The sequence below is a fragment of the Pseudomonas sp. GW460-LB5 genome (genome assembly GCF_059423245.1).
The window spans coordinates 282,264-309,052 of the sequence record NZ_JBWKXT010000001.1 but is presented as its reverse complement, the minus strand read 5'-3'; the positions used below and the strand labels follow the sequence as shown (position 1 = coordinate 309,052).

Annotated in this window: 26 protein-coding genes and 1 tRNA gene; 17 read left to right on the top strand and 10 right to left on the bottom strand. The window is 62.6% G+C overall.

Annotated features, from left to right (window positions below; translation table 11 throughout):
* The first annotated feature begins 61 nt into the window (after window positions 1-61).
* Window positions 62-1,666 carry an L-aspartate oxidase gene (nadB, locus tag AC07XM_RS01450; RefSeq protein WP_023047119.1) on the top strand — a complete coding sequence of 535 codons (1,605 nt, stop codon included), beginning with the start codon at window positions 62-64 and terminating at the stop codon, window positions 1,664-1,666.
* 102 nt (window positions 1,667-1,768) lie between these two features.
* On the opposite strand, the gene AC07XM_RS01445 is transcribed toward nadB, so the two are convergent.
* Both AC07XM_RS01445 and AC07XM_RS01440 read right to left on the bottom strand, forming a co-directional pair.
* Window positions 1,769-2,227 (bottom strand): protein YgfX, encoded by a 459-nt coding sequence (locus AC07XM_RS01445; protein ID WP_016488832.1) that lies wholly within the window; start codon window positions 2,225-2,227, stop codon window positions 1,769-1,771.
* Window positions 2,211-2,465 (bottom strand): FAD assembly factor SdhE, encoded by a 255-nt coding sequence (locus AC07XM_RS01440; protein WP_016488833.1) that lies wholly within the window; start codon window positions 2,463-2,465, stop codon window positions 2,211-2,213. Before AC07XM_RS01440 ends, AC07XM_RS01445 begins: the two co-directional genes overlap by 17 nt.
* A gap of 134 nt (window positions 2,466-2,599) precedes the next feature.
* Here AC07XM_RS01440 and ygfZ point away from each other — a divergent pair, with 134 nt between their 5' ends.
* Window positions 2,600-3,541, top strand: coding sequence for a CAF17-like 4Fe-4S cluster assembly/insertion protein YgfZ (gene ygfZ, locus AC07XM_RS01435; RefSeq protein ID WP_016488834.1), 942 nt, complete (start codon window positions 2,600-2,602; stop codon window positions 3,539-3,541).
* Window positions 3,542-3,596: 55 nt separating this feature from the next.
* On the top strand, window positions 3,597-4,403 hold the full coding sequence (locus tag AC07XM_RS01430; protein ID WP_016488835.1) for an HDOD domain-containing protein: 807 nt from the start codon (window positions 3,597-3,599) through the stop codon (window positions 4,401-4,403).
* Window positions 4,404-4,529: 126 nt separating this feature from the next.
* Here the strand turns inward: AC07XM_RS01430 and AC07XM_RS01425 are convergent, their stop codons facing one another.
* Together AC07XM_RS01425 and AC07XM_RS01420 are read right to left on the bottom strand one after the other, a co-directional pair.
* Window positions 4,530-5,909 carry a sensor histidine kinase gene (locus AC07XM_RS01425; protein WP_016488836.1) on the bottom strand — a complete coding sequence of 460 codons (1,380 nt, stop codon included), beginning with the start codon at window positions 5,907-5,909 and terminating at the stop codon, window positions 4,530-4,532.
* A complete protein-coding gene (locus AC07XM_RS01420) occupies window positions 5,902-6,573 on the bottom strand; it encodes a response regulator (RefSeq protein ID WP_016488837.1) in 672 nt (223 codons plus the stop codon). The genes AC07XM_RS01425 and AC07XM_RS01420 overlap by 8 nt, the downstream gene beginning before the upstream one ends.
* 200 nt (window positions 6,574-6,773) lie before the next feature.
* On the opposite strand from AC07XM_RS01420, the gene AC07XM_RS01415 reads away from it, so the two are divergent.
* From AC07XM_RS01415 to AC07XM_RS01390, 6 genes are all read left to right on the top strand, one after another.
* Window positions 6,774-8,063 carry an OprD family porin gene (locus tag AC07XM_RS01415; RefSeq protein WP_016488838.1) on the top strand — a complete coding sequence of 430 codons (1,290 nt, stop codon included), beginning with the start codon at window positions 6,774-6,776 and terminating at the stop codon, window positions 8,061-8,063.
* 46 nt (window positions 8,064-8,109) lie between these two features.
* A complete protein-coding gene (locus AC07XM_RS01410) occupies window positions 8,110-9,090 on the top strand; it encodes a Bug family tripartite tricarboxylate transporter substrate binding protein (RefSeq protein ID WP_070086523.1) in 981 nt (326 codons plus the stop codon).
* Window positions 9,091-9,289: 199 nt separating this feature from the next.
* Complete coding sequence (locus AC07XM_RS01405) at window positions 9,290-9,748, top strand: tripartite tricarboxylate transporter TctB family protein (protein ID WP_016488840.1); 459 nt, start codon at window positions 9,290-9,292, stop codon at window positions 9,746-9,748.
* 3 nt (window positions 9,749-9,751) lie between these two features.
* Window positions 9,752-11,266, top strand: a complete 1,515-nt coding sequence (locus AC07XM_RS01400) for a tripartite tricarboxylate transporter permease (RefSeq protein WP_016488841.1) — start codon at window positions 9,752-9,754, stop codon at window positions 11,264-11,266.
* Entirely contained in the window at window positions 11,259-12,284 is a 1,026-nt protein-coding gene (locus AC07XM_RS01395) for an AbrB family transcriptional regulator (RefSeq protein WP_102688910.1), read from the top strand. Before AC07XM_RS01400 ends, AC07XM_RS01395 begins: the two co-directional genes overlap by 8 nt.
* A gap of 122 nt (window positions 12,285-12,406) precedes the next feature.
* On the top strand, window positions 12,407-14,089 hold the full coding sequence (locus tag AC07XM_RS01390) for a bifunctional metallophosphatase/5'-nucleotidase (protein WP_060519977.1): 1,683 nt from the start codon (window positions 12,407-12,409) through the stop codon (window positions 14,087-14,089).
* 25 nt (window positions 14,090-14,114) lie between these two features.
* Here the strand turns inward: AC07XM_RS01390 and ung are convergent, their stop codons facing one another.
* Window positions 14,115-14,807, bottom strand: coding sequence for a uracil-DNA glycosylase (gene ung, locus AC07XM_RS01385; RefSeq protein ID WP_016488844.1), 693 nt, complete (start codon window positions 14,805-14,807; stop codon window positions 14,115-14,117).
* 125 nt (window positions 14,808-14,932) lie between these two features.
* Here ung and dspII point away from each other — a divergent pair, with 125 nt between their 5' ends.
* On the top strand, window positions 14,933-16,039 hold the full coding sequence (gene dspII, locus AC07XM_RS01380) for an enoyl-CoA hydratase/isomerase DspII (protein ID WP_016488845.1): 1,107 nt from the start codon (window positions 14,933-14,935) through the stop codon (window positions 16,037-16,039).
* 30 nt (window positions 16,040-16,069) lie between these two features.
* Here the strand turns inward: dspII and AC07XM_RS01375 are convergent, their stop codons facing one another.
* Window positions 16,070-16,519: a hypothetical protein gene (locus AC07XM_RS01375; protein WP_016488846.1), complete on the bottom strand. Its 450-nt coding sequence runs from the start codon at window positions 16,517-16,519 to the stop codon at window positions 16,070-16,072.
* Between the two features lie 212 nt (window positions 16,520-16,731).
* On the opposite strand from AC07XM_RS01375, the gene AC07XM_RS01370 reads away from it, so the two are divergent.
* The 7 genes from AC07XM_RS01370 (at window position 16,732) to AC07XM_RS01340 (ending at window position 23,682) form a co-directional block, all read left to right on the top strand.
* Window positions 16,732-18,213 (top strand): sensor domain-containing diguanylate cyclase, encoded by a 1,482-nt coding sequence (locus tag AC07XM_RS01370; RefSeq protein ID WP_016488847.1) that lies wholly within the window; start codon window positions 16,732-16,734, stop codon window positions 18,211-18,213.
* Window positions 18,206-18,418, top strand: coding sequence for a cysteine-rich CWC family protein (locus tag AC07XM_RS01365; RefSeq protein ID WP_080641083.1), 213 nt, complete (start codon window positions 18,206-18,208; stop codon window positions 18,416-18,418). The genes AC07XM_RS01370 and AC07XM_RS01365 overlap by 8 nt, the downstream gene beginning before the upstream one ends.
* Before the next feature lie 9 nt (window positions 18,419-18,427).
* On the top strand, window positions 18,428-19,120 hold the full coding sequence (locus tag AC07XM_RS01360) for a pseudouridine synthase (protein ID WP_016488848.1): 693 nt from the start codon (window positions 18,428-18,430) through the stop codon (window positions 19,118-19,120).
* 345 nt (window positions 19,121-19,465) lie between these two features.
* Entirely contained in the window at window positions 19,466-20,353 is an 888-nt protein-coding gene (locus tag AC07XM_RS01355; protein WP_095115995.1) for an alpha/beta fold hydrolase, read from the top strand.
* A gap of 111 nt (window positions 20,354-20,464) precedes the next feature.
* Window positions 20,465-20,538, top strand: a tRNA-Gly gene (locus tag AC07XM_RS01350).
* Window positions 20,539-20,748: 210 nt separating this feature from the next.
* A complete protein-coding gene (locus tag AC07XM_RS01345) occupies window positions 20,749-22,455 on the top strand; it encodes a SulP family inorganic anion transporter (protein WP_016488850.1) in 1,707 nt (568 codons plus the stop codon).
* Between the two features lie 216 nt (window positions 22,456-22,671).
* Window positions 22,672-23,682, top strand: coding sequence for a DUF4917 family protein (locus AC07XM_RS01340; protein WP_070087032.1), 1,011 nt, complete (start codon window positions 22,672-22,674; stop codon window positions 23,680-23,682).
* Here AC07XM_RS01340 and AC07XM_RS01335 read toward each other — a convergent pair.
* The 4 genes from AC07XM_RS01335 to AC07XM_RS01320 form a co-directional block, all read right to left on the bottom strand.
* A complete protein-coding gene (locus AC07XM_RS01335) occupies window positions 23,650-23,913 on the bottom strand; it encodes an SWIM zinc finger family protein (RefSeq protein WP_134792750.1) in 264 nt (87 codons plus the stop codon). The two genes, AC07XM_RS01340 and AC07XM_RS01335, sit on opposite strands and share 33 nt — an antisense overlap.
* A 301-nt stretch (window positions 23,914-24,214) precedes the next feature.
* Window positions 24,215-24,490 carry a hypothetical protein gene (locus tag AC07XM_RS01330; protein ID WP_083283771.1) on the bottom strand — a complete coding sequence of 92 codons (276 nt, stop codon included), beginning with the start codon at window positions 24,488-24,490 and terminating at the stop codon, window positions 24,215-24,217.
* A gap of 189 nt (window positions 24,491-24,679) precedes the next feature.
* Window positions 24,680-25,894: a class I SAM-dependent methyltransferase gene (locus tag AC07XM_RS01325; RefSeq protein WP_016488853.1), complete on the bottom strand. Its 1,215-nt coding sequence runs from the start codon at window positions 25,892-25,894 to the stop codon at window positions 24,680-24,682.
* A gap of 144 nt (window positions 25,895-26,038) precedes the next feature.
* Window positions 26,039-26,656 (bottom strand): TPM domain-containing protein, encoded by a 618-nt coding sequence (locus AC07XM_RS01320; RefSeq protein ID WP_016488854.1) that lies wholly within the window; start codon window positions 26,654-26,656, stop codon window positions 26,039-26,041.
* Window positions 26,657-26,789 lie beyond the last annotated feature (133 nt).

Below are 26,789 nucleotides of genomic sequence, written 5' to 3'. Positions count from 1 at the left end.
CAATGCCATCTGCGCGTGACTATTGTGCCGCGCCCCCTCTAAAGATTACTAGTGTCCCGACATGAGCCAACAATTCCAACATGATGTCCTGGTGATCGGCAGCGGTGCCGCCGGTCTCAGCCTGGCACTGAACCTCCCCAGCCACCTGCGTGTTGCCGTCCTCAGCAAGGGCGACCTGGCCAACGGCTCGACCTTCTGGGCCCAGGGCGGGGTCGCGGCAGTACTGGACAACACCGATACCGTGCAGTCGCATGTCGAGGACACCCTCAATGCCGGCGGCGGTCTGTGCCATGAAGAGGCGGTGCGTTTCACCGTCGAACACAGCCGCGAAGCGATCCAGTGGCTGATCGAGCAAGGTGTGCCCTTTACCCGCGACGAGCACTCCAGCGTTGACGATGGAGGCTTCGAGTTCCACCTCACCCGCGAGGGCGGCCATAGCCATCGGCGTATCATCCACGCCGCCGACGCCACTGGCGCAGCCATTTTCACCACGCTGCTGGAACAGGCCCGCCGGCGCCCGAACATCCAGTTGCTGGAGCAGCGCGTGGCGGTCGACCTGATCACCGAACGTCGCCTGGGCCTGCCGGGCGAGCGCTGCCTGGGCGCCTACGTGCTCGACCGCAACACCGGTGAGGTGGACACCTTCGGCGCGCGCTTCACCGTACTGGCCACCGGCGGTGCAGCAAAGGTCTACCTGTACACCAGCAACCCCGATGGCGCCTGTGGTGATGGCATCGCCATGGCCTGGCGTGCGGGCTGCCGGGTGGCGAACCTGGAATTCAACCAGTTTCATCCGACCTGCCTGTATCACCCACAGGCCAAAAGCTTCCTGATTACCGAAGCCCTGCGCGGTGAAGGTGCGCTGCTGCGCCTGCCCAATGGCGAGCGCTTCATGCCACGCTTCGACCCGCGCGAAGAGCTTGCCCCGCGCGACATTGTGGCCCGCGCCATCGACCACGAGATGAAACGCCTGGGCGTGGACTGCGTGTACCTGGACATTACCCACAAGCCGGCCGATTTCATCATGGGCCACTTCCCCACCGTGTACGAACGCTGCCTGGCCTTTGGCATCGATATCACCCGCCAGCCGATCCCGGTCGTACCGGCGGCGCACTACACCTGCGGCGGGGTGATGGTCGACGACCGCGGTCACACAGACGTGCCAGGGTTGTACGCCATCGGCGAAACCAGCTTCACCGGCCTGCACGGCGCCAACCGTATGGCCAGCAACTCGCTGCTGGAATGCTTTGTCTATGGCCGCGCCGCCGCTGCCGACATCCAGGCGCACCTTGAACACGTGACAATGCCCAAGGCCCTGCCAGGGTGGGATGCCAGCCAGGTCACCGACTCGGACGAGGATGTGATCATCGCGCACAACTGGGATGAGCTGCGGCGGTTCATGTGGGACTACGTGGGTATTGTGCGCACCAGCAAGCGCCTGCAGCGGGCCCAACACCGCATTCGCCTGCTGCTGGACGAAATCGACGAGTTCTACAGCAACTACAAGGTCAGCCGCGACCTGATCGAACTGCGCAACCTGGCGCAGGTGGCCGAACTGATGATTCTGTCAGCCATGCAGCGCAAGGAAAGCCGTGGGTTGCATTACACACTGGATTACCCGGGGATGCTGGACGAGGCCAAGGACACCATCCTCAGCCCACTCTGAAATGTGCAGCGTGTGTGAGATCGAGCGCCGCCCGCGCGGCGCATCGCGAGCTGCGCTCGGTCTCCCGGGCTCTGAACCTGCCACGGCGAACACCTCTCGGCCCTACCCCACCGCTGTCGTTGCCCAGCGCCGTCGGCTGAACTTCAACCGCACCCGCAGGCGCCGATGCTCATCCCCCCCCAGCGCATCCTGCGGTATGCACTGGCTCTGCCCCATCCATCGCCCCGCCCGCTCAAAGCGCAACACCACCAGCCGCGGCAACGCCACGCTGTCCCGGCACAACCGCACCGGTTGCCAGCCACGGGCACGGCAGAACACCTGCCAGCCGCGCACATCACGGCGCAGCCCAACAACGGCATGCTCATGGGTTAACAGGATTCGTCGGGGAATGGCCCAGCCAGCGTGGGCGATACAGGCGGCGACAACAGAAAAGGAAAGCCAATCAGGCAACGGGCTCGCCCACACGGCAAGCCACGCCAGCACCTGGCAACCCAGGTAGGCCGCTAGCAGCAGGCGCGAGCCTTGCCAGCGGCACTCGAAACACTCACTTGGGCTGGACACGGTCCAGGATGATGCGGACCATGCGTTGCAGCTCCGGGTCTTCGGACTCGGTGCGCTCCATGAACCAGCCGAACATGTCCTGGTCCTCGCAGCTCAACAGACGCACGTACAGTTGGCGATCGGTCTCGTTGAGGGTGGAGTAGACTTCCTGGGTGAAAGGCACCAGCAGTACGTCCAGTTCCAGCATGCCGCGGCGGCTATGCCAGAAAAGCCGGTTGAGTTCAGTTTGTTCGACCATGGGGCCCTCCTCGAATGGCCCGCCAGTATACAGGCAGGCGAGCATGGCGACACCGGGCGTTGGTCTAGTCACCTACCTATTTTGTTACCGGCGTTCTATGATGGCCGCCAGTCTTTAAGCCACCGCGATGACCCATGGCCGATTCCGCTTTCTTCTGCCCCCTGTCCCACGAGGGCATCCTCGCCGTCCGCGGCTCCGATGCAGGCAAGTTCCTGCAAGGCCAGCTGACCTGCAACATCACCTACCTCAGCCAGGAACATTCCAGCCTCGGCGCCCGCTGCATGGTCAAGGGGCGCATGCAGTCGAGCTTTCGCATCTTGCCCGAAGGCAACGGTTACCTGCTGGCCATGGCCAGCGAACTGCTAGAGGCGCAACTGGCCGACCTGAAAAAGTACGCTGTGTTCTCCAAGGCCACGCTGACCGACGAAAGCGCCGCCTGGGCACGCTTCGGGCTGCAAGGCGGTGACGCTGCGCTACAGGCGCTTGGGCTCGACGTGCCTGCAAACGCCGGCAGTACCGTGCGCCATGAAGGCCTGATCGCCATTGCCGTGTCCGCAGGACGTGTGGAGTTGTGGGTACCGGCGGACAATGCCGACACGGTACGCCAGGCCCTCGCCAGCGCCCTGCCTGAAGGCAGCCTCAACGAATGGCTGCTAGGCCAGATTCGTGCCGGTATCGGCCAGGTCATGGGACCGACCCGTGAGCTGTTCATCCCGCAGATGATCAACCTGCAGGCCGTCGACGGCGTCAGCTTCAAGAAAGGCTGCTACACCGGTCAGGAAATCGTCGCCCGCATGCAGTACCTGGGCAAGCTCAAGCGCCGCCAGTACCGACTGGCACTGGACCAGCAGGCCATCCCGGCCCCGGGTGCCGCGATCTTCTCGCCCACCCACGGCTCGGCGGTCGGTGAAGTAGTCATTGCCGCCGGCAACGGTGCTGGCTGCGAACTGCTCGCGGTGCTCAGCGCCGACGCGGTGGAAGACGACAACCTGCACCTGGGCAGCCTCGAAGGCCCACGCCTGCAGGTGCTGACCCTGCCTTACGAACTGGACCGCGACCGGGAAATCCAGCGCTGACCAGCCTGCCCCGCCCCCGTGGCGGGGCCGCACCACCACTGCGGTAGACACGTCAATGAACAAGCTGGCCGAGATGGTTCAAGCACAGTTGCTCGATGCCATCGAAAAGGATGACCTGGTCCTGCCAACCCTGCCCGAGGTTGCCTTGAGCATCCGCGAGGCAGCGGAAGACAGCGAGATCAGCGTAGCGGCCCTGAGCAAGGTGATTGGTCGGGATGCGGCCCTTTCAGCGCGCCTGATCAAGGTAGTCAACAGCCCACTGCTGCGTGCGGCGGTCGAGGTGACCGACCTGCATACCGCCATCACGCGACTGGGCATCAACTACAGCTGCAACCTGGCCATTGGTTTGGTGATCGAGCAGATTTTCCATGCACGCTCACCGGCGGTTGAACAGAAGCTTCGCGAGATCTGGACCAACAGCCTGGAAGTGGCAGGCATCAGCTACGAAATTTGTCGCCGCTATACCCAGCTCAAGCCTGAACAGGCCACCTTGGGCGGGCTGGTCAACCAGATCGGTGCGCTGCCAGTGCTGATCTATGCCGAAGAGCACAACGAGCTGTTGTCCGACCCGGTTTGCCTGCATTACGTGATCGAGCAGATCCAGCCGGTACTGGGGGACAAGATTCTCAAGGCCTGGGAGTTTCCGGAGCAGTTGATCAATTTGCCGAGCCAGGTTCAGGACCTGGACCGGCAGACCGACAAGGTCGACTACATCGACATCGTGCAGATCGCCCGCTGTATCAGCCAGCGTGGTCGTCAACGTCCGTTGGCGGCACTGCCCGCGTACCGCCACCTGAGGTTGCCTTTTGGTACCGAGCTGGAAGTGGATGAACTGCTTGAGGCGCGCAGTATGTTGCGCTGAGCTGTGTCAGCCTGCCCGGGCCCTATCGCCGGCAAGCCAGCTCCCACTTCGACTGCCTTGACCTCAAGCCATGCGGTGTCCTGTGGGAGCTGGCTTGCCGGCGATAGGGCCAGCGGAATCAACACATCAATCGGCGATAAAACTCACTCGTACCCGCAACCCGCCCTTCTCGCCATCATGCAGGCTCACCTGCGCCAGATGCGCCCGGCAGATCTCGCCGACAATCGCCAGGCCAAGCCCGCTACCCTGCGCACTGCGCCGGTAAAACCGCTCGAACACCCGCTCGCGCTCAGCCTCGGGAATACCTGGCCCATCATCCTCTACCTCCAGCACAGCCGGCGCCACCACCCGCAAAATCACATTGCCCCCCGCCGGCGTATGCGCCAGGGCATTGTCCACCAGGTTGCTCAACAGCTCGTTGAGCAGCGTCGGTTCACCCTTGAGCCATACGGGGGCCTCGGCCTCCAGGGCCAGCGCCACCCCGCGCTTGTGCGCCAGGGGCGCCATGGCCATGCCCAGCTCACGGGCCAGCTGGCTCAGGTCCAGGCGCTGCGCACCGCCTTCGGCAATTGCCCGTGCACCGTTCTCGACCCGCGCCAATGACAACAGCTGGTTGGCGAGGTGGGTCAGCTTGTCGGTGCCCTGGGCGGCAGATTCCAAGGTCTGCCGCCACTCCTGCGGCTCGGACGAGCGCAACCCCAACTCGACCCGCGCCTTCAGGGCTGCCAGCGGCGTACGCAGTTCATGGGCGGCGTCGGCGATGAACTGCGCCTGGCGCTCGAACTGGCCGCGCAAGCGCTCGGTAAAGTGGTTCAAGGCTCGCACCAACGGGCTCAGCTCGCGCTGCACCTGCACCACCGGCAAGGCCCGCAAATCATCCGGTTGGCGCTCCTCCACCGCCGTGCGCAGGCGCTCCAGCGGCCGCAACGCCGCGCTCACGGCAAACCACACCATCACCAGCGCGCCCAGCGCCAGCATGCCCAAACGCAGCAGGGTATCGGCCATCAGCCCACGGGCCATGCGCACCCGCGCTTCCTCGGTTTCGGCTACGCGGATCTCCGCCATGCCGTTCATGTTGGGCTCGCTCACTGCCTTCAGCAGGCTGACCACCCGTACGTCCTGACCAAGGTAGGTGGCGTTGTAGAACCGTGCCAGGGCCGGGTAGTCATCGGTGCGTGGGGTGCCTGGCGGCGGCGGCGGCAGGTTCTCATAGCCGGAAATCAGCCGCTGCTTGATGTCCAGTACCTGGTAGTAGATACGCCCGGCACTGTCGTAGGCGAAGGTGTCCAGCGCCACGTAGGGCACATCCGCGCTCAGCGAACCGTCACGCTGCGACAGGCCGGCGGCGATGGTCCGCGCCGAGGCCAGCAGGGTGCGGTCGTAGGCAGTGTCGGCGGCCTCGCGGCCATTCCAGTAAGCGCTCAGGCCGCTGGCCAGCATCAGCACTACCAGCAGCAGCGCCAGATTACCCAGCAAGCGCCCGCGCAGGCTGCCGTTGTCACGCATCGCGGTGCTCTAGCAGGTAGCCCAGGCCGCGGAAGGTGACGATGGCCACCGGGTGGCCGTCGAGCTTCTTGCGCAAGCGGTGGATATAGATTTCGATGGCGTCGGGGCTGGCCTCTTCGTCCAGGCCAAACACCTGCGCCGCCAACTGCTCCTTGCTCATCACCCGGCCCGGGCGGGCGATCAGCGCTTCCAGCACGCTTTGCTCACGCGAGGTCAGGGTCAGGTTGTCGTCACCGAGGGTGAAGCGCCGGGTATCCAGGTCGTAAACCAGCGGCCCGCAGCGTTGCTGACGCTCGCCACCAAGCACACTGCGGCGCAGCAGGGCCTTGACCCGTGCTTCCAGCTCGGTCAACTCGAACGGTTTGGCCAGGTAGTCGTCGGCGCCAAGGTTAAGGCCATGGACCCGGTCCTTGACGTCACTGCGCGCCGTCAGCATCAGCACCGGCACGGTCTTGCCACGGCCACGCAGGCGCGCCAGCACCTCGAAGCCATCCATGCGCGGCAAGCCGACATCCAGCACAACCACGGCGTACTCCTCACTGGCCAGAGCCAGGTCGGCAGCCACGCCGTCATGCAGCACATCCACGGTCAGGCCGTGGCTTTTCAAGGCCTGGGCCACGCTTTCGGCCAGTTGCAGGTGGTCTTCGACCAGCAGCACACGCATCGGTTTCTCCCTGCTCGGGTGGGGCGGTGGCGCGGAGTGTACCGCTGTCCTCAGGCCTGTGAAGCCCCTTGTAACAAACCTTTCTCACTGAAAGGTTAGCGAAAGGTTCGTTGCCTAGCATCGCACCACGGTCGCTCCTCGCGCCGAAAAAAGCACCAGCAAGGTGCAACAAATAAGAACAATAAACGGAGTCATCGACGATGCTGTCATCGCAGCCGCAGGCGTTCACGCCTACCCGTTCCTTTGCCGCACGCCCCTCAGCCATCGCCAGCGCCCTCGCGCTTGCCGGTGTCGCCCCGATGAGCCAGGCCGCCTTCTTCGAAGACAGCACGGCCACCTTCGAAACCCGCAACATGTACTTCAACCGCGACTTTCGCGACGGTACCAGCGCGCAACAATCCAAGCGCGACGAGTGGGCCCAGGGCTTCATCCTCAATTTTGAGTCCGGCTATACCGATGGCACCGTAGGCTTTGGCCTGGACGCATTGGGCATGCTCGGCGTCAAGCTCGACTCCAGCCCCGACCGCACCGATACCGGCCTGCTGCCGACCCACGATGACGGCAAGGCCGCCGACGAATACTCCAAGCTGGGCCTGACCGGCAAAGTAAAGCTCTCCCAGACCGAGCTGAAAATCGGCACCCTGATCCCTGAACTGCCGACTCTTCAGCCCAACGACGGGCGCATCCTGCCGCAAACCTTCGAAGGCGGCCTGCTCACGTCCAGGGAAATCAAGGGCCTGACCTTCACCGGCGGGCGCCTGGACAAGGCCAAGGACCGCAACGACACCAACTGGGAAGACCTGGCGCTGAACAACAAGAATGGCCGCTTCGGTGGCACTTTCAGCGCCGACAACCTGACCCTGGGCGGCCTGGACTACCAGTTCACCGACCGCATCACTGGCAGCTACCACTTCGCCCAGCTCGACGATATCTACCGCCAGCACTTTATCGGCATGGTCGCCACCCAACCCTGGGGCCCGGGCACCTTCGGTGCCGACCTGCGCCTGGCGGTGAGCGACGATGCTGGCGCTGCCAAGGCCGGCAACATCGACAACACCACCATCAACGGCATGCTCAGCTACGCCCTGGGCGGGCACAAGGTCAGCGCTGCCTGGCAGCAGCTGTCGGGCGACAGCGCCTTCCCGTATGTCGATGGCGCCGACCCGTACCTGGTCAACTTCGTCCAGATCAACGACTTCGCCGGTGCCGACGAGCGTTCCTGGCAGGCGCGTTACGACTACAACTTTGCCGCGCTCGGCGTACCCGGCCTGACCTTCATGACCCGCTACATCAGCGGTGACAATGTCAGCCGCGCGACCGGTGGTGAAGGCAAAGAGTGGGAACGCAACACCGAACTGAAGTACGTGGTACAAAGCGGCCCGTTGAAGAACGTCGCCGTGCGCCTGCGCAACGCCACCTTCCGCTCCAACTTCGCCCGCGACGCGGACGAAGTGAGGCTGTTGGTCAGCTACAGCGTGGCGCTGTGGTAACCCCATAGCGGTAATCCAATAACAACAACGCTCACGGAGATAGACGATGACCTTTTCACTGCGCCGCCTCGTTCTCGCTACCGGCTGCCTGCTGTTGGCCGGCAACGCTCTGGCCGCCGAACCGAAACGCCCTGAATGCATCGCCCCCGCCTCGCCGGGCGGTGGCTTCGACCTGACCTGCAAGCTGGTGCAAAGCGCCCTGGTGCAGGAAAAGATCCTCAGCAAACCCATGCGCGTCACCTACATGCCCGGCGGTGTTGGCGCGGTGGCCTACAACGCCGTGGTCGCCCAACGCCCGGCCGATGCCGGTACCCTGGTGGCCTGGTCGAGCGGCTCACTGCTGAACCTGGCCCAAGGCAAGTTCGGCCGCTTCGACGAAAACGCAGTGAAGTGGCTGGCGGCTGTCGGCACCAGCTACGGCGCCATCGCCGTGAAAAGCGACTCGCCCTACAAGACCCTCGACGACCTGGTCGCGGCATTGAAAAAAGACCCGAGCAAGGTGGTGATCGGCTCTGGCGGCACCGTCGGCAGCCAGGACTGGATGCAGACTGCCTTGATCGCCAAGGCTGCCGGCATCAACCCGCGTGACCTGCGCTACGTGGCCCTGGAAGGCGGTGGCGAAATTGCCACGGCGCTGCTGGGCGGTCACATCCAGGTCGGCTCTACCGACATTTCCGACTCCATGCCGCACATTCAGAGCGGCAACATGCGCATCCTTGCAGTGTTTTCGCAAAACCGCCTGGACGAGCCCGAGATGAAAGACATCCCCACCGCCAAGGAGCAAGGCTACGACATCGTCTGGCCGGTAGTGCGCGGCTTCTACCTTGGGCCAAAGGTGAGCGACGAGGACTATGCCTGGTGGAAGGCTTCGTTCGACAAGATGCTGGCTTCGGAAGACTTCGCCAAGCTGCGTGACCAGCGCGAGCTGTTCCCGTTCGCCATGACCGGCGAAGAGCTGGACGGCTACGTGAAGAAGCAAGTGGCCGACTACAAGGCACTGGCCAGGGAATTTGGCCTGATCCAGTAAGCCTGTCGGATTCACCACCACCCCTGTGGGAGCGGCCTTGTGTCGCGATCGGGCGCGAAGCGGCCGCTAAACCTGCCGATGCGATGTGCCCGAAGCATCGTATCGGCTGTGCCAGGGGCCGCTGTGCGGCCCATCGCGACACAAGGCCGCTCCTACAGGACTTGCATCTCACTTGAGCAATCCCAACGAGGATTCCCCAATGATCCTGCAACGCATCTTCGCCCTGGCCCTGCTGGCGGTGTGCGCCGCCCTGGCCGTGATGGCCTGGCCCTACCAGGCGGCGTTTTCCTATGAACCGGTAGGCCCGCGCGCCTACCCACTGCTGATGCTTGGCCTCATGAGCCTGGGCCTCTTGTACCTGGTGTTCCGCCCCACGCCCATCGTGCGCAAGGACGACGAACCGGAACTGGACCGCGAAACCCTGACCAAGATCACCGCCTGCGTAGGCCTGCTGATCGTCTTCGCGGCCACCTTCGAAGCCCTGGGCTTCATCCTCAGCGCCATCCTGGTCGGCCTGCCCATGGCCCGGTTGTATGGCGGCCGCTGGCTGCAGAGCGCCATCGTGGTAGCCGGCATGAGCCTGCTTCTCTACTGGCTGTTCGACCGCGTGATGGACGTGCCCCTGCCCCTTGGCCTGCTCAGCGTACTGGAGAACTGACACATGGATACCTTGAGCTACCTGGGCCAGGGCTTCGGCGTTGCCCTGTCCCCTTACAACCTGGTCACCGCCCTCTCCGGCACCCTGATCGGCACTGTGGTCGGCCTGCTGCCGGGCCTGGGCCCGATCAACGGCGTGGCCCTGCTGATCCCCATCGCCTTCGCCCTGGGCCTGCCGCCAGAGTCGGCGCTGATCCTGCTGGCCGCGGTGTACCTGGGCTGCGAATACGGCGGACGTATCAGCTCGATCCTGCTGAACATCCCGGGCGAAGCCTCGACCGTGATGACCACCCTGGACGGCTACCCGATGGCTCGCCAAGGCCTGGCAGGCGTTGCGCTGTCGCTGTCGGCCTGGAGCTCGTTCATCGGCGCCTTCATCGCCACCTGCGGCATGGTGCTGTTCGCCCCGCTGCTGGCGAAATGGGCCATCGCCTTCGGGCCGGCGGAATACTTCGTACTGATGGTGTTCGCCATTGTCGCCCTGGGCGGCATGGCGGGTGACAAACCGTTGAAAACCTTCATTGCCGCCCTGATCGGCCTGTTCCTGTCGGCCGTGGGCATCGATGCCAACAGCGGCGTTTACCGCTTCACCGGTGACAGCGTGCACCTGGCCGACGGTATCCAGTTCGTGGTGCTGGTGCTGGGCCTGTTCTCCATCAGTGAAATCCTGTTGCTGCTGGAAAAGACCCACCATGGTCACCAGGCGGTAAAAGCGACCGGGCGCATGCTGTTCAACTTCAAGGAAGCGGCTTCGGTATTTGTGGTCAACATCCGCTGCGGCCTGCTCGGTTTCATCATGGGCGTTCTGCCTGGCGCCGGTGCAACGCTGGCGAGCGCCGTGGCCTACATGACCGAGAAACGCCTGGCTGGGGAAAGCGGCAAGTTCGGCAAGGGCGATGCCCGTGGCCTGGCAGCCCCGGAAACCGCCATCGGCGCGTCCTGCTGTGGCGCGCTGGTCCCGATGTTGACCCTGGGGGTACCTGGCTCTGGCACTACCGCAGTGATGATAGGCGCCCTGACCCTGTACAACATCACCCCCGGCCCAATGCTGTTCGAACAGCAGCCGGACATTGTCTGGGGCCTGATCGCTTCGCTGTTCATCGCCAACATCATGCTGGTGATCCTCAACATTCCGATGATCCGCATCTTCACCCGTATCCTCGCCGTGCCGAACTGGGCGCTGGTGCCGGTGATCGCCATCATCACGGCCATCGGCGTATACGCCGTGCATGCCACCACCTTCGACCTGTTCCTGATGGTCGGCATCGGCATCATGGGTTACATCCTGCGCAAGCTGGACTTCCCGCTGTCGCCGATCCTGCTCGGCTTCATCCTGGGCGGGCTGATGGAGCAGAACCTGCGCCGCGCACTGTCGATCTCCAACGGTGAACTGGGCATCCTCTGGTCGAGCCCGATCAGCATGGGCGTATGGGCGCTGGTGGTGTTGATGCTTACCCTGCCGCTGCTGCGCATCTGGCGCAAACGCAGCCTGCAGCGTCGGGCCCTGGCCGATGCCTGATAGACCGTTGCCGCTGTTTGTCGCAACCGGGCTGGTCGGGCTTGCTGGCGGTTACCTCGCCAGCAAGGTCGGCTGGCCTTTGCCATGGATGGTGGGCTCGCTGCTGGCGATCATACTGGTGCGCTGCCTGACACCTTGGCAACTGCCGGAGATCCCCAACGGCCGCAAATGCGGGCAGTGCATCATCGGCATCGGCATTGGCCTGCACTTTACGCCAGCGGTGATCGAACAGGTGGGCAGCCATTTTGCGCTGATCCTCTTCGGCGCCCTGTTCACCACCCTGTCCAGCGTAATCAGCGTGTGGCTGCTACGGCGCACCGGTGAAGACCGCGCCACGGCATTCTTCGCCAGCATGCCTGGAGGCTCGGGTGAGATGGTCAACCTGGGGGCCCGTAACGGTGCAGTGCTCAGCCAGGTGGCGGCGGCGCAGAGCCTGCGGGTACTGGCGGTGGTGCTGTGCGTGCCCGCGCTGTTCAAGTTTCTGCTGGGTGACGGGGTGCCGCTCAATCACGCCGGTAGCGTCAGCTGGGGCTGGCTGGGGGTGATCACTCCGCTCGGCATCGCCGTGGCATTCCTTTGGCAACGGTTGCGCCAACCCAACCCCTGGCTGTTCGGGCCATTACTGGTGGCGGCCACCGTCAGCCTGGCCGCTAAACTGCAGATCGCCCTGCCCAATGGCGCCAGCCAGATCGGCCAGTGGCTGATCGGCAGCGGCCTGGCCTGTCACTTCAACCGCGCATTCTTCCGCCGGGCCCCGTCGTTTCTGGCCCGCACGCTGCTGGCCACGGCACTGTGCATGGCCATTGCCGGCAGTGCCGCGTGGGTGTTGAGTGAGATGACAGCGCTGGACCTTCGTTCGCTTACCCTGGGCATGATGCCTGGAGGTATCGCCGAAATGAGCCTCACGGCCGAAACGTTGCAATTGTCAGTGCCGCTGGTGACGGCGCTGCAGGTGATGCGGTTGATCTTGGTGTTGTTTCTCGCAGAACCGCTTTTCCGCTTGTGGGATAACAGGTAATCGCGCTGCAAGCCCCCTGAAAATAGATAGTTACCACTTGCCCAGTGCCTGGGTGAATAGAGTCGGTTTGCTGCCCTCATCGGCGGCAAACCCACACACTTCCCGGCACTCAAGAGGTAATGATGAAGGTCCGTCTTTCTTGCAACTGTCGCTCGGCCATTGCCTGGGCTTGCCTTGCCTTCAGTGGAGGCAGTCTTGCCGCAGAGTCACCTGCACCCGTCCAGATCAACGTGGTCGCCATCAATGATCTTCATGGTTACATGGAACCCAACCCTCAAGACTACCCCAGCGCGCAGGGCGTTACCCGCCTGACTTATGGCGGCATTGCCACACTCGGCGCCATGCTCGATGAACTGCGAAAGCAAGACCCCGAACTGCTGTTCATTGGGGCGGGCGACCTGATAGGGGGCAGCCCCGCAACTTCAGCGCTCTGGGCTGACGAGCCAGTGCTTGAGGCCCTGAACTCGATGGGCATGATTGTCAGCTCATCCGGGAACCACGAACTGGATGCCGGCAAGGCGGAGTTCCTCCGCCAGATTCACGGAGGATGCGAATCAACGCGCCCGGAAAAGGCGTGCAAGTTCCGCGGCACCTTTCCAGGAAGTGGCTTCCCTTACATAGCCTCCAACCTGATCGATACCACGACGGGCAAACGCTTGCTGCCGGCCTACCATATCCAGGAGGTAAAAGGCGTCAAGATAGCGTTTGTCGGTGCAGTGCCGCGGAACATGGAAAAAGTGGTCTCGGCGAGAGCATTCGCAGGGCTCAAAGCCACGGATGAAGCGCACGCCATCAATGAAGTGATTCCGGAGCTGAAAGCCAAAGGCGTCAATGCAATCATTGCAGTCATGCACCAGGGGGGACATACCTCCGAGCCGTTCGACAAGCAGGATTGCAGCCAGCTGGATGGCGCAATCGTAAACGTGGCGAAACGGCTGGATCCCGCAGTAGATGCCGTGATCAGCGGCCATTCGCATGCCAGCTATCAATGCAAGGTCGGTGACCTGAGCATTACCCAGGCTGGCAAATACGGCCACTTCATGACCCAGTTGAAGTTGGAGGTAACGCCAGGAACCCATAACGTCAAAACCATCACCGCCCGCAATCTTCCGGTAGACCCGCAGGCTTACGTGCCGAATGCCAAGTTGACCAGCTTGCTGGAAGAAGTGCGTCACCGCTCCGGGGAAAAATTGCTCGAACCCATAGGCCGCATCGCCACAGCAGAGCTTAACCGCAAAGTAAATGCCGCCGGTGAAACCACCTTGGGGAACTTCGTCACGGATGCCCAACTGGCCATGACCCAGGCATTTCAGACACAGATTGCCTTCCTCAATCTGGGTGGGTTGCGAAGTGATCTTATACAGCCTGCCAACAGTGACCTGACCTACGAACAGTTATTCGCCGTACAACCGTTCGATAACCCACTGGTGGTTCAGGAGCTGACAGGCAAGCAGATCATTGAACTGCTCAACCTTCAATGGAACAGGGGCAATTTCAATCCACTGCAAGTATCCAAAGGTTTCCATTATGAATGGGATGGATCACGGCCGGCTGGCAGCCGGGTTGTCGAGGAAAGTGTACGTCTCGACGGTAAACGCGTTGAACCATCGACCTATTACCGGGTGGTCAGCAATCTGTTCCTGGCCGATGGTGGCGGTGGTTTGACCACGCTCAAGGAAGGAAGGCAACGTCAGGACGCTGGCATCTCCGACGTGGAGGCCTTGGTTGCGTATGTGCGCCAGAACCATGCGCGGGGTGTTGCAATTGGCCAAAGCGGCGAGCCACGTATCAGCATGACCCCCTGAGCAATCACGTACCCCACTGGGTTTTTCACAACGGGGGCAGTGCCCAGTCAATGGGCACAAGCCCCCGCTGCTCCAGGAAGCTGTTGGCCCGGCTGAAATGCCCACACCCCAGAAACCCGCGGTAAGCGGACAACGGCGACGGATGCACCGACTTCAGCACCAGGTGCTTGGTTCCGTCGATCAGCTTCTGCTTGCTTTGCGCATGCGCCCCCCACAACAGGAACACCACGTTCGGGCACTGCTCGCTGACCACCTGGATCACCCGATCGGTAAACAACTCCCAACCCTTCTTGGCATGCGACGCGGCATTGGCACGCTCCACAGTCATGGTGGTGTTGAGCAGCAGGACGCCCTGCTCGGCCCAGCTCTGCAGGTAGCCGTGGCTGGCGATCGGGATGTTCAGGTCGCGCTGCAATTCCTTGTAGATATTGACCAGCGACGGCGGCGTGGCCACGCCCGGCTGCACCGAGAAACACAGGCCGTGCGCCTGCCCCGGCCCGTGATAGGGGTCCTGGCCGAGTATGACCACCTTCACCTGATCCAGCGGTGTCGAGTTGAGCGCATTGAAGATCAGCGGCCCTGGCGGGTAGATTTCCTTCCCGGCGGCCCGCTCGCTGCGCAGGAACTCGCGCAGTTGATGCATGTAGGGCTGGTCGAATTCAGCGCGCAGTGCGGCTTTCCAGCTGGGTTCGAGTTTGATGCGATCGTCGTCAGTCATGGGGGCATCCGTAAACAATGGCGCGACACTAGGTAAGCCCATCCCGCTTGTCAAACGATCCGACCGACGACCGGCATGTTCGGGCAGGCAGGCCATACTTGTGCGATGACTGAGCGAGGTAGTCCATGGCCATTCATTGTGAGGTACTCACCGGCGCCGACGGCGCCCGCATCGGCATCGCAACCCTGGATGCGCCCAAGGCGCTCAATGCCTTGAACCTGCCCATGATCGAGGTGCTGGGCGAACAACTGCATGACTGGGCGCGCGACCCTGGGGTCGTCTGCGTGCTGCTGCGCGGTAACGGCAGCAAAGCATTCTGCGCCGGGGGCGATGTGCGGGCACTGGTGCAGGCTTGCCGTGAGCACCCCGGCAGCGTGCCGCCCTTGGCCGCCACGTTCTTCGCCGCCGAATACCGCCTGGATTACACCCTGCACACCTACCCCAAGCCGCTGCTGTGCTGGGGCCATGGGCATGTGCTGGGCGGCGGCATGGGGCTGCTGCAGGGCGCCAATGTACGCATTGTCACACCCAGTAGCCGGTTGGCGATGCCGGAAATCAGTATCGGCCTGTACCCCGACGTGGGTGCCAGTTGGTTCCTCGCCCGGCTGCCGGGCAAGCTGGGGTTGTTTCTGGGGCTGACCGGAGCGCCGATCAATGCACGCGACGCCCTCGATCTGGGCCTGGCGGACCGCTTTTTTGGGGAGCACCAGCAAGAGGCACTGATCGAAGAGCTGCTGCAACTGAACTGGCAGGAGCAGACCGCCCTGCAATTGAACAGCCTGCTCAAGGCCGAACAGCACCGCGCCTGCGCCGAGCTGCCCGAAGCCCAGTGGCTGCCACGGCGGCAGGTGATCGATGCGTTGCTGGATGTGGCCGATGCTGCAGCGGCCTGGCGGGCGTTGGAGGGGCTCAAGCACCATGACGACCCACTGCTTGCAGAAGCAGGCCAGCGGCTGCACGACGGCTGCCCGCTGACCGCGCACCTGGTGTGGGAACAGATTCGCCGGGCGCAGCACCTGTCTTTGGCGCAAGTGTTCCAGATGGAATACTGCATGAGCCTGAATTGCTGCCGCCACCCGGAATTCAGCGAAGGCGTGCGAGCCCGCTTGCTGGACAAGGACAACCACCCCCGCTGGCACTGGCCGGATGTGGCTCAGGTACCGGCGGCGGTGGTCGAGGCGCATTTTTCCAAGGCGTGGGAGGGGCGGCATCCATTGGCGGATCTGAGTTGACTTCAAGGATCTGGGGCAGCGTTCACTCAACTAACGCTGCCAGTTTCCGCCTCGCCCTTGCCCAGGTCGGCCATCCCGGCGTCCGCCATCATTACCCTGCCCATTGGAGTGCCAGTCGCCGTGCTGGTAGCGCTGGCTGCCATCACGATAATCATGCCGGTCCCGATCCTGCCTGTAGTCCTGCCGATTGCGGTTGCCATAGTCATAGCGCGGGTTGCCGTGCCACTGGTTCACACCCGGCTGCGGATACGGCCGGTATTGCGGCGCGGGCGCCGACCGATAGTAATAACGCGGTGCCGGCTGGTAGTAATAGCGCGGTTGCGGCGCCACGTAGTAACGGTCATAGCGGTAGTACCCTGGCGACACGTAGCGGTCGGTAGAGTAGTAATCCGAGCGATAATAGCCCCCGCTCTCGTAGTACGGGGCGCAGGCAGAAGTCATCAGCCCCAAGAGGGCGATCAACAGGATTCGAGAGTACATGGCGGCCTCCTGGACCGCTGGAGTGCCCGAACAGCGGCGCTGGCGAGCATCGATGCATAACGCGTTCATCGACACTGAATAAGACCGCGAAGCCGAGGTGCAGTGCCGTTTATGCAATAATTTGATACAGGTGCGATAACCCCAAAAAACTTGCAGTCATTTGCCGGCCATCTCACTAGAATGGGCGCCCTGGCACACATCACGGGAAGATCATGCCGTTACGTTCCGCTCTGTTTTCGCAGCGCTCGCTGATCTTTACCCTGCTGGTGCTACTGGCCTGCGGCTTCCTCGCCACTTCACTGCTCAGCTACTTCGCCTCGCGCAGCGCCATTCGCGACGGCATCATCAATACCGAACTGCCGCTGACTTCCGACACGGTCTACTCGGAAATCCAGAAGGACCTTATCCGTCCGGTGCTGATCGCCTCGATGATGGCCCAGGACACCTTCCTGCGCGACTGGGTGCTGTCCGGCGAGCAGGATACCGAGCGCATGACGCGCTACCTTGGCGAAGTCATGGGCAAGCAGGACACTTCCACATCCTTTTTCGTGTCTGACCGCACCCTCACTTATTACCAGGCCAAAGGCGTGCTGAAGCACGTCGAACCAGGCACCTGGCGAGATGCCTGGTATTTCCGCCTGCGTGACCTCAAAGCCCCCTATGAGATCAACGTCGATCTGGACATGGCCAACCAGGACAGCCTGGCGGTCTTCATCAACTACCAGGTGCACGACTACCAGCACCGCTTCATCGGTGCCGCCGGCGTCGGGCTGAGCGTATCGTCGGTAGTCAAGCTGATCGACCAGTATCAACGCCGCTACCAGCGTTCGGTGGTGTTCACCGACGCCAAGGGCAGGGTGTTGATGACCGGCTCGGAAGGTGGCCCGCATGGTCTGCGGGTCGGCCAGCCGCTCAGCGACAACCCCGAACTGAACGACGTACTGGCCGAGCAGTTGGTGCCCGGTGAAGGCAGCCACGAATACCGCGACAGCGATAACCACAGCCACTTCCTGAATGTGCGCCACCTGCCCGAACTGGACTGGTACCTGTTGGTGGACAAGCGCGAAACCGGCGCCCTCGACCGCATCCGCCACTCTCTGTACCTGAACCTGGCCATCTGCGCGATGATTACGCTGGTGGTCCTGGCGCTGGTGCATGCCATGGTCCGCCGTCACCAGGCCAGCACCGAAGCCCTGGCTACCCTCGACAGCCTCACCGGCCTGCCCAACCGGCGCAGCTTCGACCTGCTCGCCGCCCAAGCCCTGCACGAAGCCCAGCGCGACAGTGGGCCGCTGGTGGCATTGCTGATCGACCTGGACCACTTCAAGGCGCTGAACGACACCCATGGCCACCTGGCAGGCGACGAAGTGCTGCGCCAATTCGCCAATGTACTGCAAGGCAGCCTGCGCCAGTCAGATATACTGTGCCGCTGGGGCGGTGAGGAATTCATCGTGCTGCTGCGTGAAGCCGAAGGCCGACAGGCCATCGAGGTGGCGGAAAAGATCCGCCGCCGTGCCGAACAGTTGACCTTCAGCTACGAAGAACAGCCGCTGCGCCTGACTATCAGCATCGGCCTGAGCAGCCTGCAGCCAGGGGATACCCTGCACGCCCTGCTGACCCGCGCCGATCGTGCGCTTTATCGTGCCAAGCAGGCCGGCCGCAACCGCGTCTGCAGTGAAACCCGCCATGAATGACAGCCAACACTGCCCCGCTTGCGGAGCCCTGAACCAATGCAGCCTGGCCGACCCGCGTCGGGCCACCCAGGCTTGCTGGTGCTATAGCGTAAGTATCGATCCGGCCGTGCTGCAGGCCCTGCCCGCCGAGTTGCGGGACAAAGCCTGCCTGTGCCCGCGCTGCGCCGCCGTTGAGGCACAACTGCGCTCCACCACTCCCCACTGACCTGCTCCAATGCGCCTCGACCGTTTCCTCGCCAACCTCCCCTGCCACAACCGCCAGCAAGTTCGCCTGATGCTGGCGCAACGCCGTGTGCGCCTGGATGGCCGAGTAGTCAGCGACCCGCTGACCGAGGTGCGTGAATTCAACCGTGTCGAGCTGGACGAGCAATTGCTCCAGGCGGGCCGCCCCGCGCGTTACCTGATGCTGCACAAGCCACAGGGTTGCGTCAGCGCCACCCAGGACCCGCAACACCCCACCGTGCTCGACCTGCTGCCCACAGCACTGCGTGATGACCTGCACATTGCCGGGCGCCTGGATTTCAACACCACCGGGTTGATGCTCCTGACCAACGATGGCCAATGGTCTCGGCGCCTGACCCAGCCTGCCACCAAGCTGCCAAAGCATTATCTGGTGGAAACCGAAAACGAAATTGGCGAGCACTATGTGGCCAGGTTCCGTGAGGGCTTCTACTTTGCCTTCGAGAACCTGACTACCCAGCCCGCCCAGCTGGATATCCTCGGCCCGCGCCGGGCTCGGCTGGCGATCGTCGAAGGGCGCTATCACCAGGTCAAACGCATGTTCGGGTTCTTCGACAACAAGGTGGTGATGTTGCACCGGGAGAGCATGGGAGCGATCCGCCTGGACCCGGGATTGGCGCCGGGGGACTTCCGGGAGCTGACGGCGGCAGAAATAGCCACTGTATAGGCCGGCACAGACAGTGCAGGGTCGTCATACGACCACTGAGCGACAAAAGTCACATTTCCCCCCGAACGGCACTTGCGCGATCCGCGACCCACTGCTTGAATCCAAATCGTCAGTCTGCATGTGACTACCAAGTCACGCTTGCAGTCGAAGACACTTTTTGCCGGCTACCCAAAGCCTTGATGCCTTGGGGCACGGCAAATTGCCCGCCAAAAACAATACCGTCGACGCACGTGCCAAGGATCGACACAGGGCCCCCCGGTTTCTCTTCAGGCAAATGCCTACCTGTCATAAAGAACGTGCACCCTAGGTGACGCGAATACCCTTTTTGCGCCAGGAGTCGATGACATGAGGCCAGAAATCGCTGTACTTGATATCCAAGGTCAGTATCGGGTTTACACGGAGTTCTATCGCGCGGATGCGGCCGAGAATACGATCATCCTGATCAATGGCTCGCTGGCCACCACCGCCTCGTTCGCCCAGACGGTACGTAACCTGCACCCGCAGTTCAATGTAGTACTGTTCGACCAGCCATATGCCGGCAAGTCCAAGCCGCATAACCGTCAGGAGCGCCTGATCAGCAAGGAGACCGAGTCGCATATCCTCCTGGAGCTGATAGAGCACTTTCAGGCAGACCATGTAATGTCGTTCTCGTGGGGTGGCGCAAGCACGCTGCTGGCGCTGGCGCACCAGCCGCGGAACGTGAAGAAGGCAGTGGTGAGTTCGTTCTCGCCGGTGATCAACGAGCCGATGCGCGACTATCTGGACCGTGGCTGCCAGTACCTGGCCGCCTGCGACCGGTATCAGGTCGGCAACCTGGTAAACGACACCATCGGCAAGCACTTGCCGTCACTGTTCAAGCGCTTCAACTACCGGCACGTCAGCAGCCTGGACAGCCACGAGTACGCGCAGATGCACTTTCACATCAACCAGGTACTGCAACACGACCTGGGACGAGCGCTGGAGGGTGCGCGGAATATCGACATCCCGGTACTGTTCGTCAACGGCGACCGCGACGAATACACCACGGCCGAAGATGCCCGGCAGTTCGGCAAGCATGTGGGCAGAAGCCAGTTCAGCGTGATCCGCGACGCGGGGCATTTCCTCGACATGGAAAACAAGACCGCCTGCGAAAATACCCGTAGCGCCCTGCTGGGCTTCCTCAAGCCGACTGTGCGTGAGCCTCGTCAACACTACCGGCAGGTTCAGCAGGGGCAGCATGCGTTGGCCATCTGAGCGCCTCGGCACTCTGTAGCTGATCCCGCAAGCCATGGGGTGCCGACAAGCTTTTTTTATAACTTGGGCTTCTAATTCTTGGAGGGTTCTGGTAAAAAGTGCTGCGCAGACGCGGGTATAGTTTAGTGGCAAAACGAAAGCTTCCCAAGCTTTAGTTGAGGGTTCGATTCCCTCTACCCGCTCCACATTGCATTCCAGCATGACGTTCCAGCAACGTCATCGCAGTCAAAAGGAGCCTTGGCTCCTTTTTTCGTTTCTGCCTCCACGTTGACCTGGCCTATGGCCAATTGCCTGCTGATCCGCTTCAATGCCCTGCGGATGTATACGCGTGCACGCGAAACGGCTTGTGGCGCATATGCTCAATGGATTCGTGAAACATTTCGAAAGGATGACGCATGTTTCTTTCCCGCTGGCTACCGGGCCTTGCCAACCTGCTGCACTACCGCCGCGAGTGGCTGCATGCCGACCTGCAGGCCGGGCTCTCGGTCGCAGCGATCCAGATCCCCATCGCCATCGCCTATGCGCAAATCGTCGGCCTGCCGCCACAATACGGCCTGTATGCCTGCGTTCTGCCCATGATGGTCTATGCCCTGGTCGGCAGCTCGCGGCAACTGATGGTCGGCCCCGATGCCGCCACCTGCGCGATGATCGCCGGTGCTGTGGCTCCGCTGGCCATGGGCGACCCGCAGCGCATCGTCGAACTGTCGGTAATCGTCACCGTGCTGGTCGGCGTGATGCTGATTGCTGCCGGCCTTGCCCGTGCCGGCTTCATCGCCAGCTTCTTCTCGCGGCCAATCCTGATCGGCTACCTCAACGGCATCGGCCTGAGCCTGATCGCGGGGCAGCTGTCCAAAGTAGTAGGGTTCAAGATCGAAGGCGACGGTTTCATCCTCAGCCTGATCAATTTCTTCCAGCGCCTGGGGGAAATTCACTGGGTCACGTTGCTCATCGGCCTGTCCGCCCTGGGCTTGCTGATCTGGCTGCCGCGGCGCTACCCGCGCCTGCCTGCAGCCCTCACGGTAGTGGCGCTGTTCATGCTGCTGGCCGGGCTGTTCGGCCTTGACCGCTTCGGCGTTGCCGTCCTGGGCCCGGTACCTGCCGGCATCCCGCAGCTGGCCTGGCCGCACAGCAACCTGGAGGAAATGAAAAGCCTGTTGCGCGACGCCCTGGGTATTGCCACCGTGAGCTTCTGCAGCGCGATGCTGACAGCGCGCAGCTTTGCCGCCCGGCATGGCTATGCGATCAACGCCAACCACGAGTTCGTCGCCCTGGGCGTCAGCAACCTGGCGGCCGGCATCTCCCAGGGCTTTGCCATCAGCGGCGCCGACTCGCGTACGGCAGTCAACGACATGGTCGGTGGCAAAAGCCAGCTGGTGGGCATCATCGCGGCATTGGTGATCGCCCTGATCCTGCTGTTCTTCACCGCGCCCATGGCGTGGATCCCGCAGGGTGCACTGGGCGCCGTGCTGCTCATGGCCGGTTGGGGGCTGATCGACATCAAGTCACTGGGCAGCATCCGGCGTCTTAGCCGCTTCGAGTTCTGGCTGTGTCTGCTGACCACGGTCGGCGTACTGGGTCTGGGCGTGCTGCCCGGTATCGTGTTTGCCGTCACCCTGGCGATCCTGCGCCTGCTGTACAGCATCTACCAGCCCACCGATGCCGTACTGGGCTGGCTGCCTGGGACCGAAGGCCAGGTCGACATCCGCAAATTCAAGGACGCGCGCACCGTGCCAGGGCTGGTGGTGTACCGCTTCGACGACGCGATCCTGTTCTTCAACGCCGACTACTTCAAGATGCGCCTGCTCGAGGCGGTACAGAGCCAGGACCAGCCCAAGGCCGTGCTGTTCGATGCCGAAGCAGTCACCAACATCGACGTCAGCGGCATCGCTGCCCTGCGTGAAGTACGCGACACCCTGGCCGCGCAAGGCATCTTCTTTGCCATCGCACGCGCCCGGGGTACGTTCCTGCGCATGCTGGTACGCTCGGGGATGGCGCGGGAAATGGAAGACAAGCTGCTGTTCGGATCGGTACGGGCCGGGATTCGCGCGTACCGGGTGTGGCGCAACCGGAACCGCAGTGTGCCGGCTGCCGAGCAGGACTAAAGAGGTGTTTTATGACCACTGGCCCTATCGCCGGCAAGCCAGCTCCCACAGGTACGACGCAAGGCTCATGGGCTGTGCCGTACCTGTAGGCGCTGGCTTGCCGGCGACAGGGCCAGTGCAGCCAACACAAGACCCTGGCGTGGACACCAACCCTCGCACACCGTGCATGACATGCTAAAGTCGCCCCGTTCTCCGCTCCACCCAACGGACCCCAGCATGCCCGCACTTGACGCCACCCTCACCCCCTGGCCAGAACTCGCTGCCCGCCACCCCTGCGACGCCCTGCTGCTGGGCAACGGTGCCAGCCGCGCAGTGTGGAAGCCGTTTGGCTACTTCTCGCTGTTCGAGGAAGCGCAACGCGCCGGCCGCAAGAAAGGCCTGGCGGTCAGCGACCAGGCGCTGTTCAAATCCTTGGGCACAGAACTGTTCGAGCCCGTGCTAAGCGCCCTCAACACCACCGTGCGCGCCAACGCCGCGCTGGCCATCAACTCCACCGCGCCGCTGAACCGCTACTACTCGATCAAGGAAGGGTTGATCCACGCCGTGCGCACGGTGCACCTGCCGTGGTCACTGATGCCAGCCACCACCCTGGCAGCCCTCAACCAGGCCCTGCGCGGCTACCGCAGTATCTACACCAGCAACTACGACTTGCTGCTGCCCTGGGCCATACAACACGCTCCGCATGGCTTCGCCAACCTGTTCGACGAGCAAGGCTTTTTCGATGTGCGCCGCACCCGCAGCGAAGGCACCCGGGTGCTGCACCTGCATGGCGGCCTGCACTTGCTCAAGCTGCCTGACGGCACCACACGCCAACGCAGCGCCGACAACGCCGAGCTGCTCGATGGCTTTGCGGTGAACATCCCCGGAGAGGTGCCGCTGTTCGTCAACGAAGACCGCAGCGACGAAAAACTGCGCGCCATCCGCAACTCGGACTACCTGAGCTGGTGCCTTGGGCAGTTGGCCCGGGAAAGCCAAGGGCTATGCCTGTTCGGGCAGCATCTGGACAGCAGTGACCAGCACCTGCTCGAAGCCATCCGCCAGGCGCGGCCACAGCATCTGTCGATTGCCATAAGGCCATTGAGCGAGGCTTCAGTGATCAACCAGAAGCAACACTATATTGATCGATTCGGAAATCTGGCGGGGACGCAGGTGCATTTCTTTGATGCCAGTACGCATCCGTTGGGGCTGGCGGCGTTAGCTACTGAGATGCCGCTTAACCGAAGATGAGGTGGGCTCGGTGCACAAGCTCAATGGGCCAAGCCAGACTCGCCGAAAACACGCTTGTATGAACTGGAAACATTGACAGCCATCGCTATGCGAGCCAGCTCCAAGGTGCCCTGAGCAATCGAGTAGCTGCCTCGCTCCTGCAACCAGAGCAAAATGTCGGCAAGGTGCCAGAGAGAAGTACTGCCATCGTGAACAGGTGCAGGAAAGCTGACCGAATGCGCCACCATCAATTTCCGCATGTTTTGCCGAGACATGCCGATGATCTCAGCCACATCGGTAAGCCCCACGAGATCGGGAGTCGCTTCGATCAGGCGAGCCCACGGAACAATTTTGCCAACGTCAGCAAGCGCGCTCTCGATAGCCTCTTTGGCAGAGGAAGATTCGCGAATGAATGCCAGTGCCAACCGACCCGGCTGACCTACGCCAACCAACGCATCATCACACCCGCCTTCAGCCAGACGCTCCAATAGCACATCGGTATCTTCGTTTTCGCCCAATTGATACTTCAGGGTGAACTCGTACTCCATTGCGATTACTCCTTCCAAGCATTCGGCGCATGAGCTGCCTTCCGGCTGCCCGAACAGTTGTCGACCACACGCTTTAGCTGTCGCGCAAAATTGCCAGCACTCTTCGGCGTGCTCCATACGCTGACAATGCAGTATTCCCCGCACCGGCAATCGGCATCATTGAGGGGGCAATACATCTTTCCCCAACAGTGCCCACCGCCCACTACGATTTTCCATCCCTTTGACTCTGCGTGCCTCAAGGCCTGCTCGACCTCTTTCTTGGCGTGACAGGGGCGTGCCATCAGCTTTCTCCAGTGTGAGCCCGCCACTCGAGAGTTGTCAACTGACAACCAAAACGCTCGACAAGCGTGCACGCCACACTACAGAAAGGCTGATGAAAGAAATCGCCGCAAAGTGCGATTAGGAATTTCCCTACATCGATTGGAGATTCATACCCAATGTGCGCCTCAATCAGGTCCGACGTGCAGCCGTCAGAGCAACCCATCCGCCCGCAGTAACGTCTCCAGGCAATGCTCCTGCACCCCATAGAACGCCTTGAGCTGGCCAATCTTCTCCAGCAACGCCCCGTTATCTGCCGCCTTGGGCCGCTTCACCGCAAGAATCATCTTGTTCTTGTTGGTGTGCTCCAGCGAGATAAACTCGAACACCTTGGTCTCGTAACCGCAGGCTTCCAGGTACAGCGCGCGCAGGCTGTCGGTCAGCATTTCGGCCTGCTGGCCCAGGTGCAGGCCGTACTGCAGCATGGGTTGCAGCAACCCCGGGCTATGCAGTTGCGGGCGGATCTGTTTGTGGCAGCACGGCGAGCACATGATGATCGCGGCGTTGCAGCGGATACCGGTATGGATGGCGTAGTCGGTGGCGATGTCACAGGCATGCAGGGCGATCATCACTTCGATGGCCTCAGGCACCACGCTGCGCACATCACCGCACTGAAACTCCAGGCCCGGGTGGTCGAGGCGTGCGGCAGCGCTGTTGCACAGGTCGACCATGTCCTGGCGCAGTTCCACGCCAGTTACCTGTGCGTCGCGGCCCAGGCTGTTGCGCAGGTAATCGTGCATGGCGAAGGTCAGGTAACCCTTGCCCGAGCCAAAGTCGGCCACCCGCAGTGCCTGCCCGGCAGGCACCGGAGCGCTGGCCAGGGCGTGGTCGAAGACCTCGATGAACTTGTTGATCTGCTTCCATTTGCGCGACATCGACGGAATCAGCGCGCCTTGTGCATCGGTTACGCCCAGGTCACGCAAAAACGGGCGCGACAACGCCAGGTAACGCTTCTTCTCGCGGTCATGGCCGCTGCTGGCAGTGACATCACGCGGTGCCTGTGCGCCGTGACGCTGCAGCATCGGCTTGCCCTTCTTGCTGAAGGTCAGCTGCACTTCGCCGTCAGCATCGAACAGGTGGGCGTTGCGGAAGCTGTCTGGCAGCAGCTCGGCGACCAGCGCCTGGGCCTGGTCCAGCGGCAGGTTGCGGGTGATGTCACGCGTCTGGTGGCGGTAGACCAGCGAAAGGCACGGCTGGCCCTTGACCTGCAGCGGCTTGGCGATGATCCGTTGCAATGTCTGGTCGGCACCGACATGGCGCGCCAGCACCAGTTTGACCAAGGTATCGCCGTGCAGGGCGGCGTTCAGCAGGTCGAGAAACTGAGCGCGCGCATCCGGCGCGGAGTGGGCGGAAGTACTGGCGGACATGGAGAAACGGTGCCTCGAATAGCGGGAAGCGCATTCTACACCCTGTGGGAGCGGGTTTACCCGCGAATGCGTCGGTAGCCTCCAGGCAGCATTCGCGGGTGAACCCGCTCCCACAGGGAACGCGTCAAGCCAGGCGGATCCGAATCAATCGAGAATGACCAGCCGGTTGGGCAACTCGTTACGGGCATGGGTTGCCGGCACGTGCTGGCCAAGCAGCTCGCCACACGCCTCGATGCACTCGACAAAGCCCTGCAACGTCTGGCCCTGGCGCACCTGTTCGGCAAGGCGGGCACCCATGGCCGCGCGGGCTTCAGCATCCAGGCAGTGTTCGATACCCCGATCGACCAGGATCTCCACATGCCGCTCCGCCTCGCTGACGAAAATCAGCACGCCCGTGGCGCCTGCGGTGCGCTGCAGGTTCTGCTCGCGAAACTGCTGGCGGGCCAGCCGAGAAGCATGCCAGCGACGCAGGCCACGGGGGATCAGCCAGCCGGCCAGGCGCGGGTTGCGTAGCAGCAGGCACAAGCCGACGAACAGCAGCACGTTGGCCACCAGCAAGCCGCGCACGCCGGGCCAGCCCAGCAGCCAATGCAACAGGCCCGGTACAACCAGCGCCAGCACGGCGGCCCAGAACAACGGCCAATAGGCGTAATCGTCGGCACGGCGGGCCAGCACCGTCACCAGTTCGGCATCGGTGCGCCGTTCGGCACGCGCAATGGCTTCGGCAATCTGCCGTTGATGGTACTCGTCGAAGGGGGTCATGCCGTCGGTCTCTTGAGCGTTCTTATAGTTGTTGTCCCGGCACTCGGGGCTTCATCCGCAGGGGACATATTCAGGCATAATCCGCTGCTGGAACCTAAGCCTGCAAATCGTACAACAATAGCCGCCTGAAAAC

What these genes read in the sequence shown, in the direction of transcription:
- AC07XM_RS01360 (WP_016488848.1), top strand. Translation starts at nt 18,428, where the DNA reads ATGCGCCTCGACCGTTTCCTCGCCAACCTCCCCTGCCACAACCGCCAG.
- ygfZ (WP_016488834.1), top strand. Translation starts at nt 2,600, where the DNA reads ATGGCCGATTCCGCTTTCTTCTGCCCCCTGTCCCACGAGGGCATCCTC.
- AC07XM_RS01425 (WP_016488836.1), bottom strand. Translation starts at nt 5,909, where the DNA reads ATGCGTGACAACGGCAGCCTGCGCGGGCGCTTGCTGGGTAATCTGGCG.
- AC07XM_RS01325 (WP_016488853.1), bottom strand. Translation starts at nt 25,894, where the DNA reads ATGTCCGCCAGTACTTCCGCCCACTCCGCGCCGGATGCGCGCGCTCAG.
- AC07XM_RS01330 (WP_083283771.1), bottom strand. Translation starts at nt 24,490, where the DNA reads ATGGCACGCCCCTGTCACGCCAAGAAAGAGGTCGAGCAGGCCTTGAGG.
- AC07XM_RS01395 (WP_102688910.1), top strand. Translation starts at nt 11,259, where the DNA reads ATGCCTGATAGACCGTTGCCGCTGTTTGTCGCAACCGGGCTGGTCGGG.
- AC07XM_RS01355 (WP_095115995.1), top strand. Translation starts at nt 19,466, where the DNA reads ATGAGGCCAGAAATCGCTGTACTTGATATCCAAGGTCAGTATCGGGTT.
- AC07XM_RS01415 (WP_016488838.1), top strand. Translation starts at nt 6,774, where the DNA reads ATGCTGTCATCGCAGCCGCAGGCGTTCACGCCTACCCGTTCCTTTGCC.
- ung (WP_016488844.1), bottom strand. Translation starts at nt 14,807, where the DNA reads ATGACTGACGACGATCGCATCAAACTCGAACCCAGCTGGAAAGCCGCA.
- AC07XM_RS01400 (WP_016488841.1), top strand. Translation starts at nt 9,752, where the DNA reads ATGGATACCTTGAGCTACCTGGGCCAGGGCTTCGGCGTTGCCCTGTCC.
- AC07XM_RS01345 (WP_016488850.1), top strand. Translation starts at nt 20,749, where the DNA reads ATGTTTCTTTCCCGCTGGCTACCGGGCCTTGCCAACCTGCTGCACTAC.
- AC07XM_RS01390 (WP_060519977.1), top strand. Translation starts at nt 12,407, where the DNA reads ATGAAGGTCCGTCTTTCTTGCAACTGTCGCTCGGCCATTGCCTGGGCT.
- AC07XM_RS01365 (WP_080641083.1), top strand. Translation starts at nt 18,206, where the DNA reads ATGAATGACAGCCAACACTGCCCCGCTTGCGGAGCCCTGAACCAATGC.
- AC07XM_RS01370 (WP_016488847.1), top strand. Translation starts at nt 16,732, where the DNA reads ATGCCGTTACGTTCCGCTCTGTTTTCGCAGCGCTCGCTGATCTTTACC.
- AC07XM_RS01375 (WP_016488846.1), bottom strand. Translation starts at nt 16,519, where the DNA reads ATGTACTCTCGAATCCTGTTGATCGCCCTCTTGGGGCTGATGACTTCT.
- nadB (WP_023047119.1), top strand. Translation starts at nt 62, where the DNA reads ATGAGCCAACAATTCCAACATGATGTCCTGGTGATCGGCAGCGGTGCC.
- dspII (WP_016488845.1), top strand. Translation starts at nt 14,933, where the DNA reads ATGGCCATTCATTGTGAGGTACTCACCGGCGCCGACGGCGCCCGCATC.
- AC07XM_RS01320 (WP_016488854.1), bottom strand. Translation starts at nt 26,656, where the DNA reads ATGACCCCCTTCGACGAGTACCATCAACGGCAGATTGCCGAAGCCATT.
- AC07XM_RS01430 (WP_016488835.1), top strand. Translation starts at nt 3,597, where the DNA reads ATGAACAAGCTGGCCGAGATGGTTCAAGCACAGTTGCTCGATGCCATC.
- AC07XM_RS01405 (WP_016488840.1), top strand. Translation starts at nt 9,290, where the DNA reads ATGATCCTGCAACGCATCTTCGCCCTGGCCCTGCTGGCGGTGTGCGCC.
- AC07XM_RS01440 (WP_016488833.1), bottom strand. Translation starts at nt 2,465, where the DNA reads ATGGTCGAACAAACTGAACTCAACCGGCTTTTCTGGCATAGCCGCCGC.
- AC07XM_RS01420 (WP_016488837.1), bottom strand. Translation starts at nt 6,573, where the DNA reads ATGCGTGTGCTGCTGGTCGAAGACCACCTGCAACTGGCCGAAAGCGTG.
- AC07XM_RS01410 (WP_070086523.1), top strand. Translation starts at nt 8,110, where the DNA reads ATGACCTTTTCACTGCGCCGCCTCGTTCTCGCTACCGGCTGCCTGCTG.
- AC07XM_RS01340 (WP_070087032.1), top strand. Translation starts at nt 22,672, where the DNA reads ATGCCCGCACTTGACGCCACCCTCACCCCCTGGCCAGAACTCGCTGCC.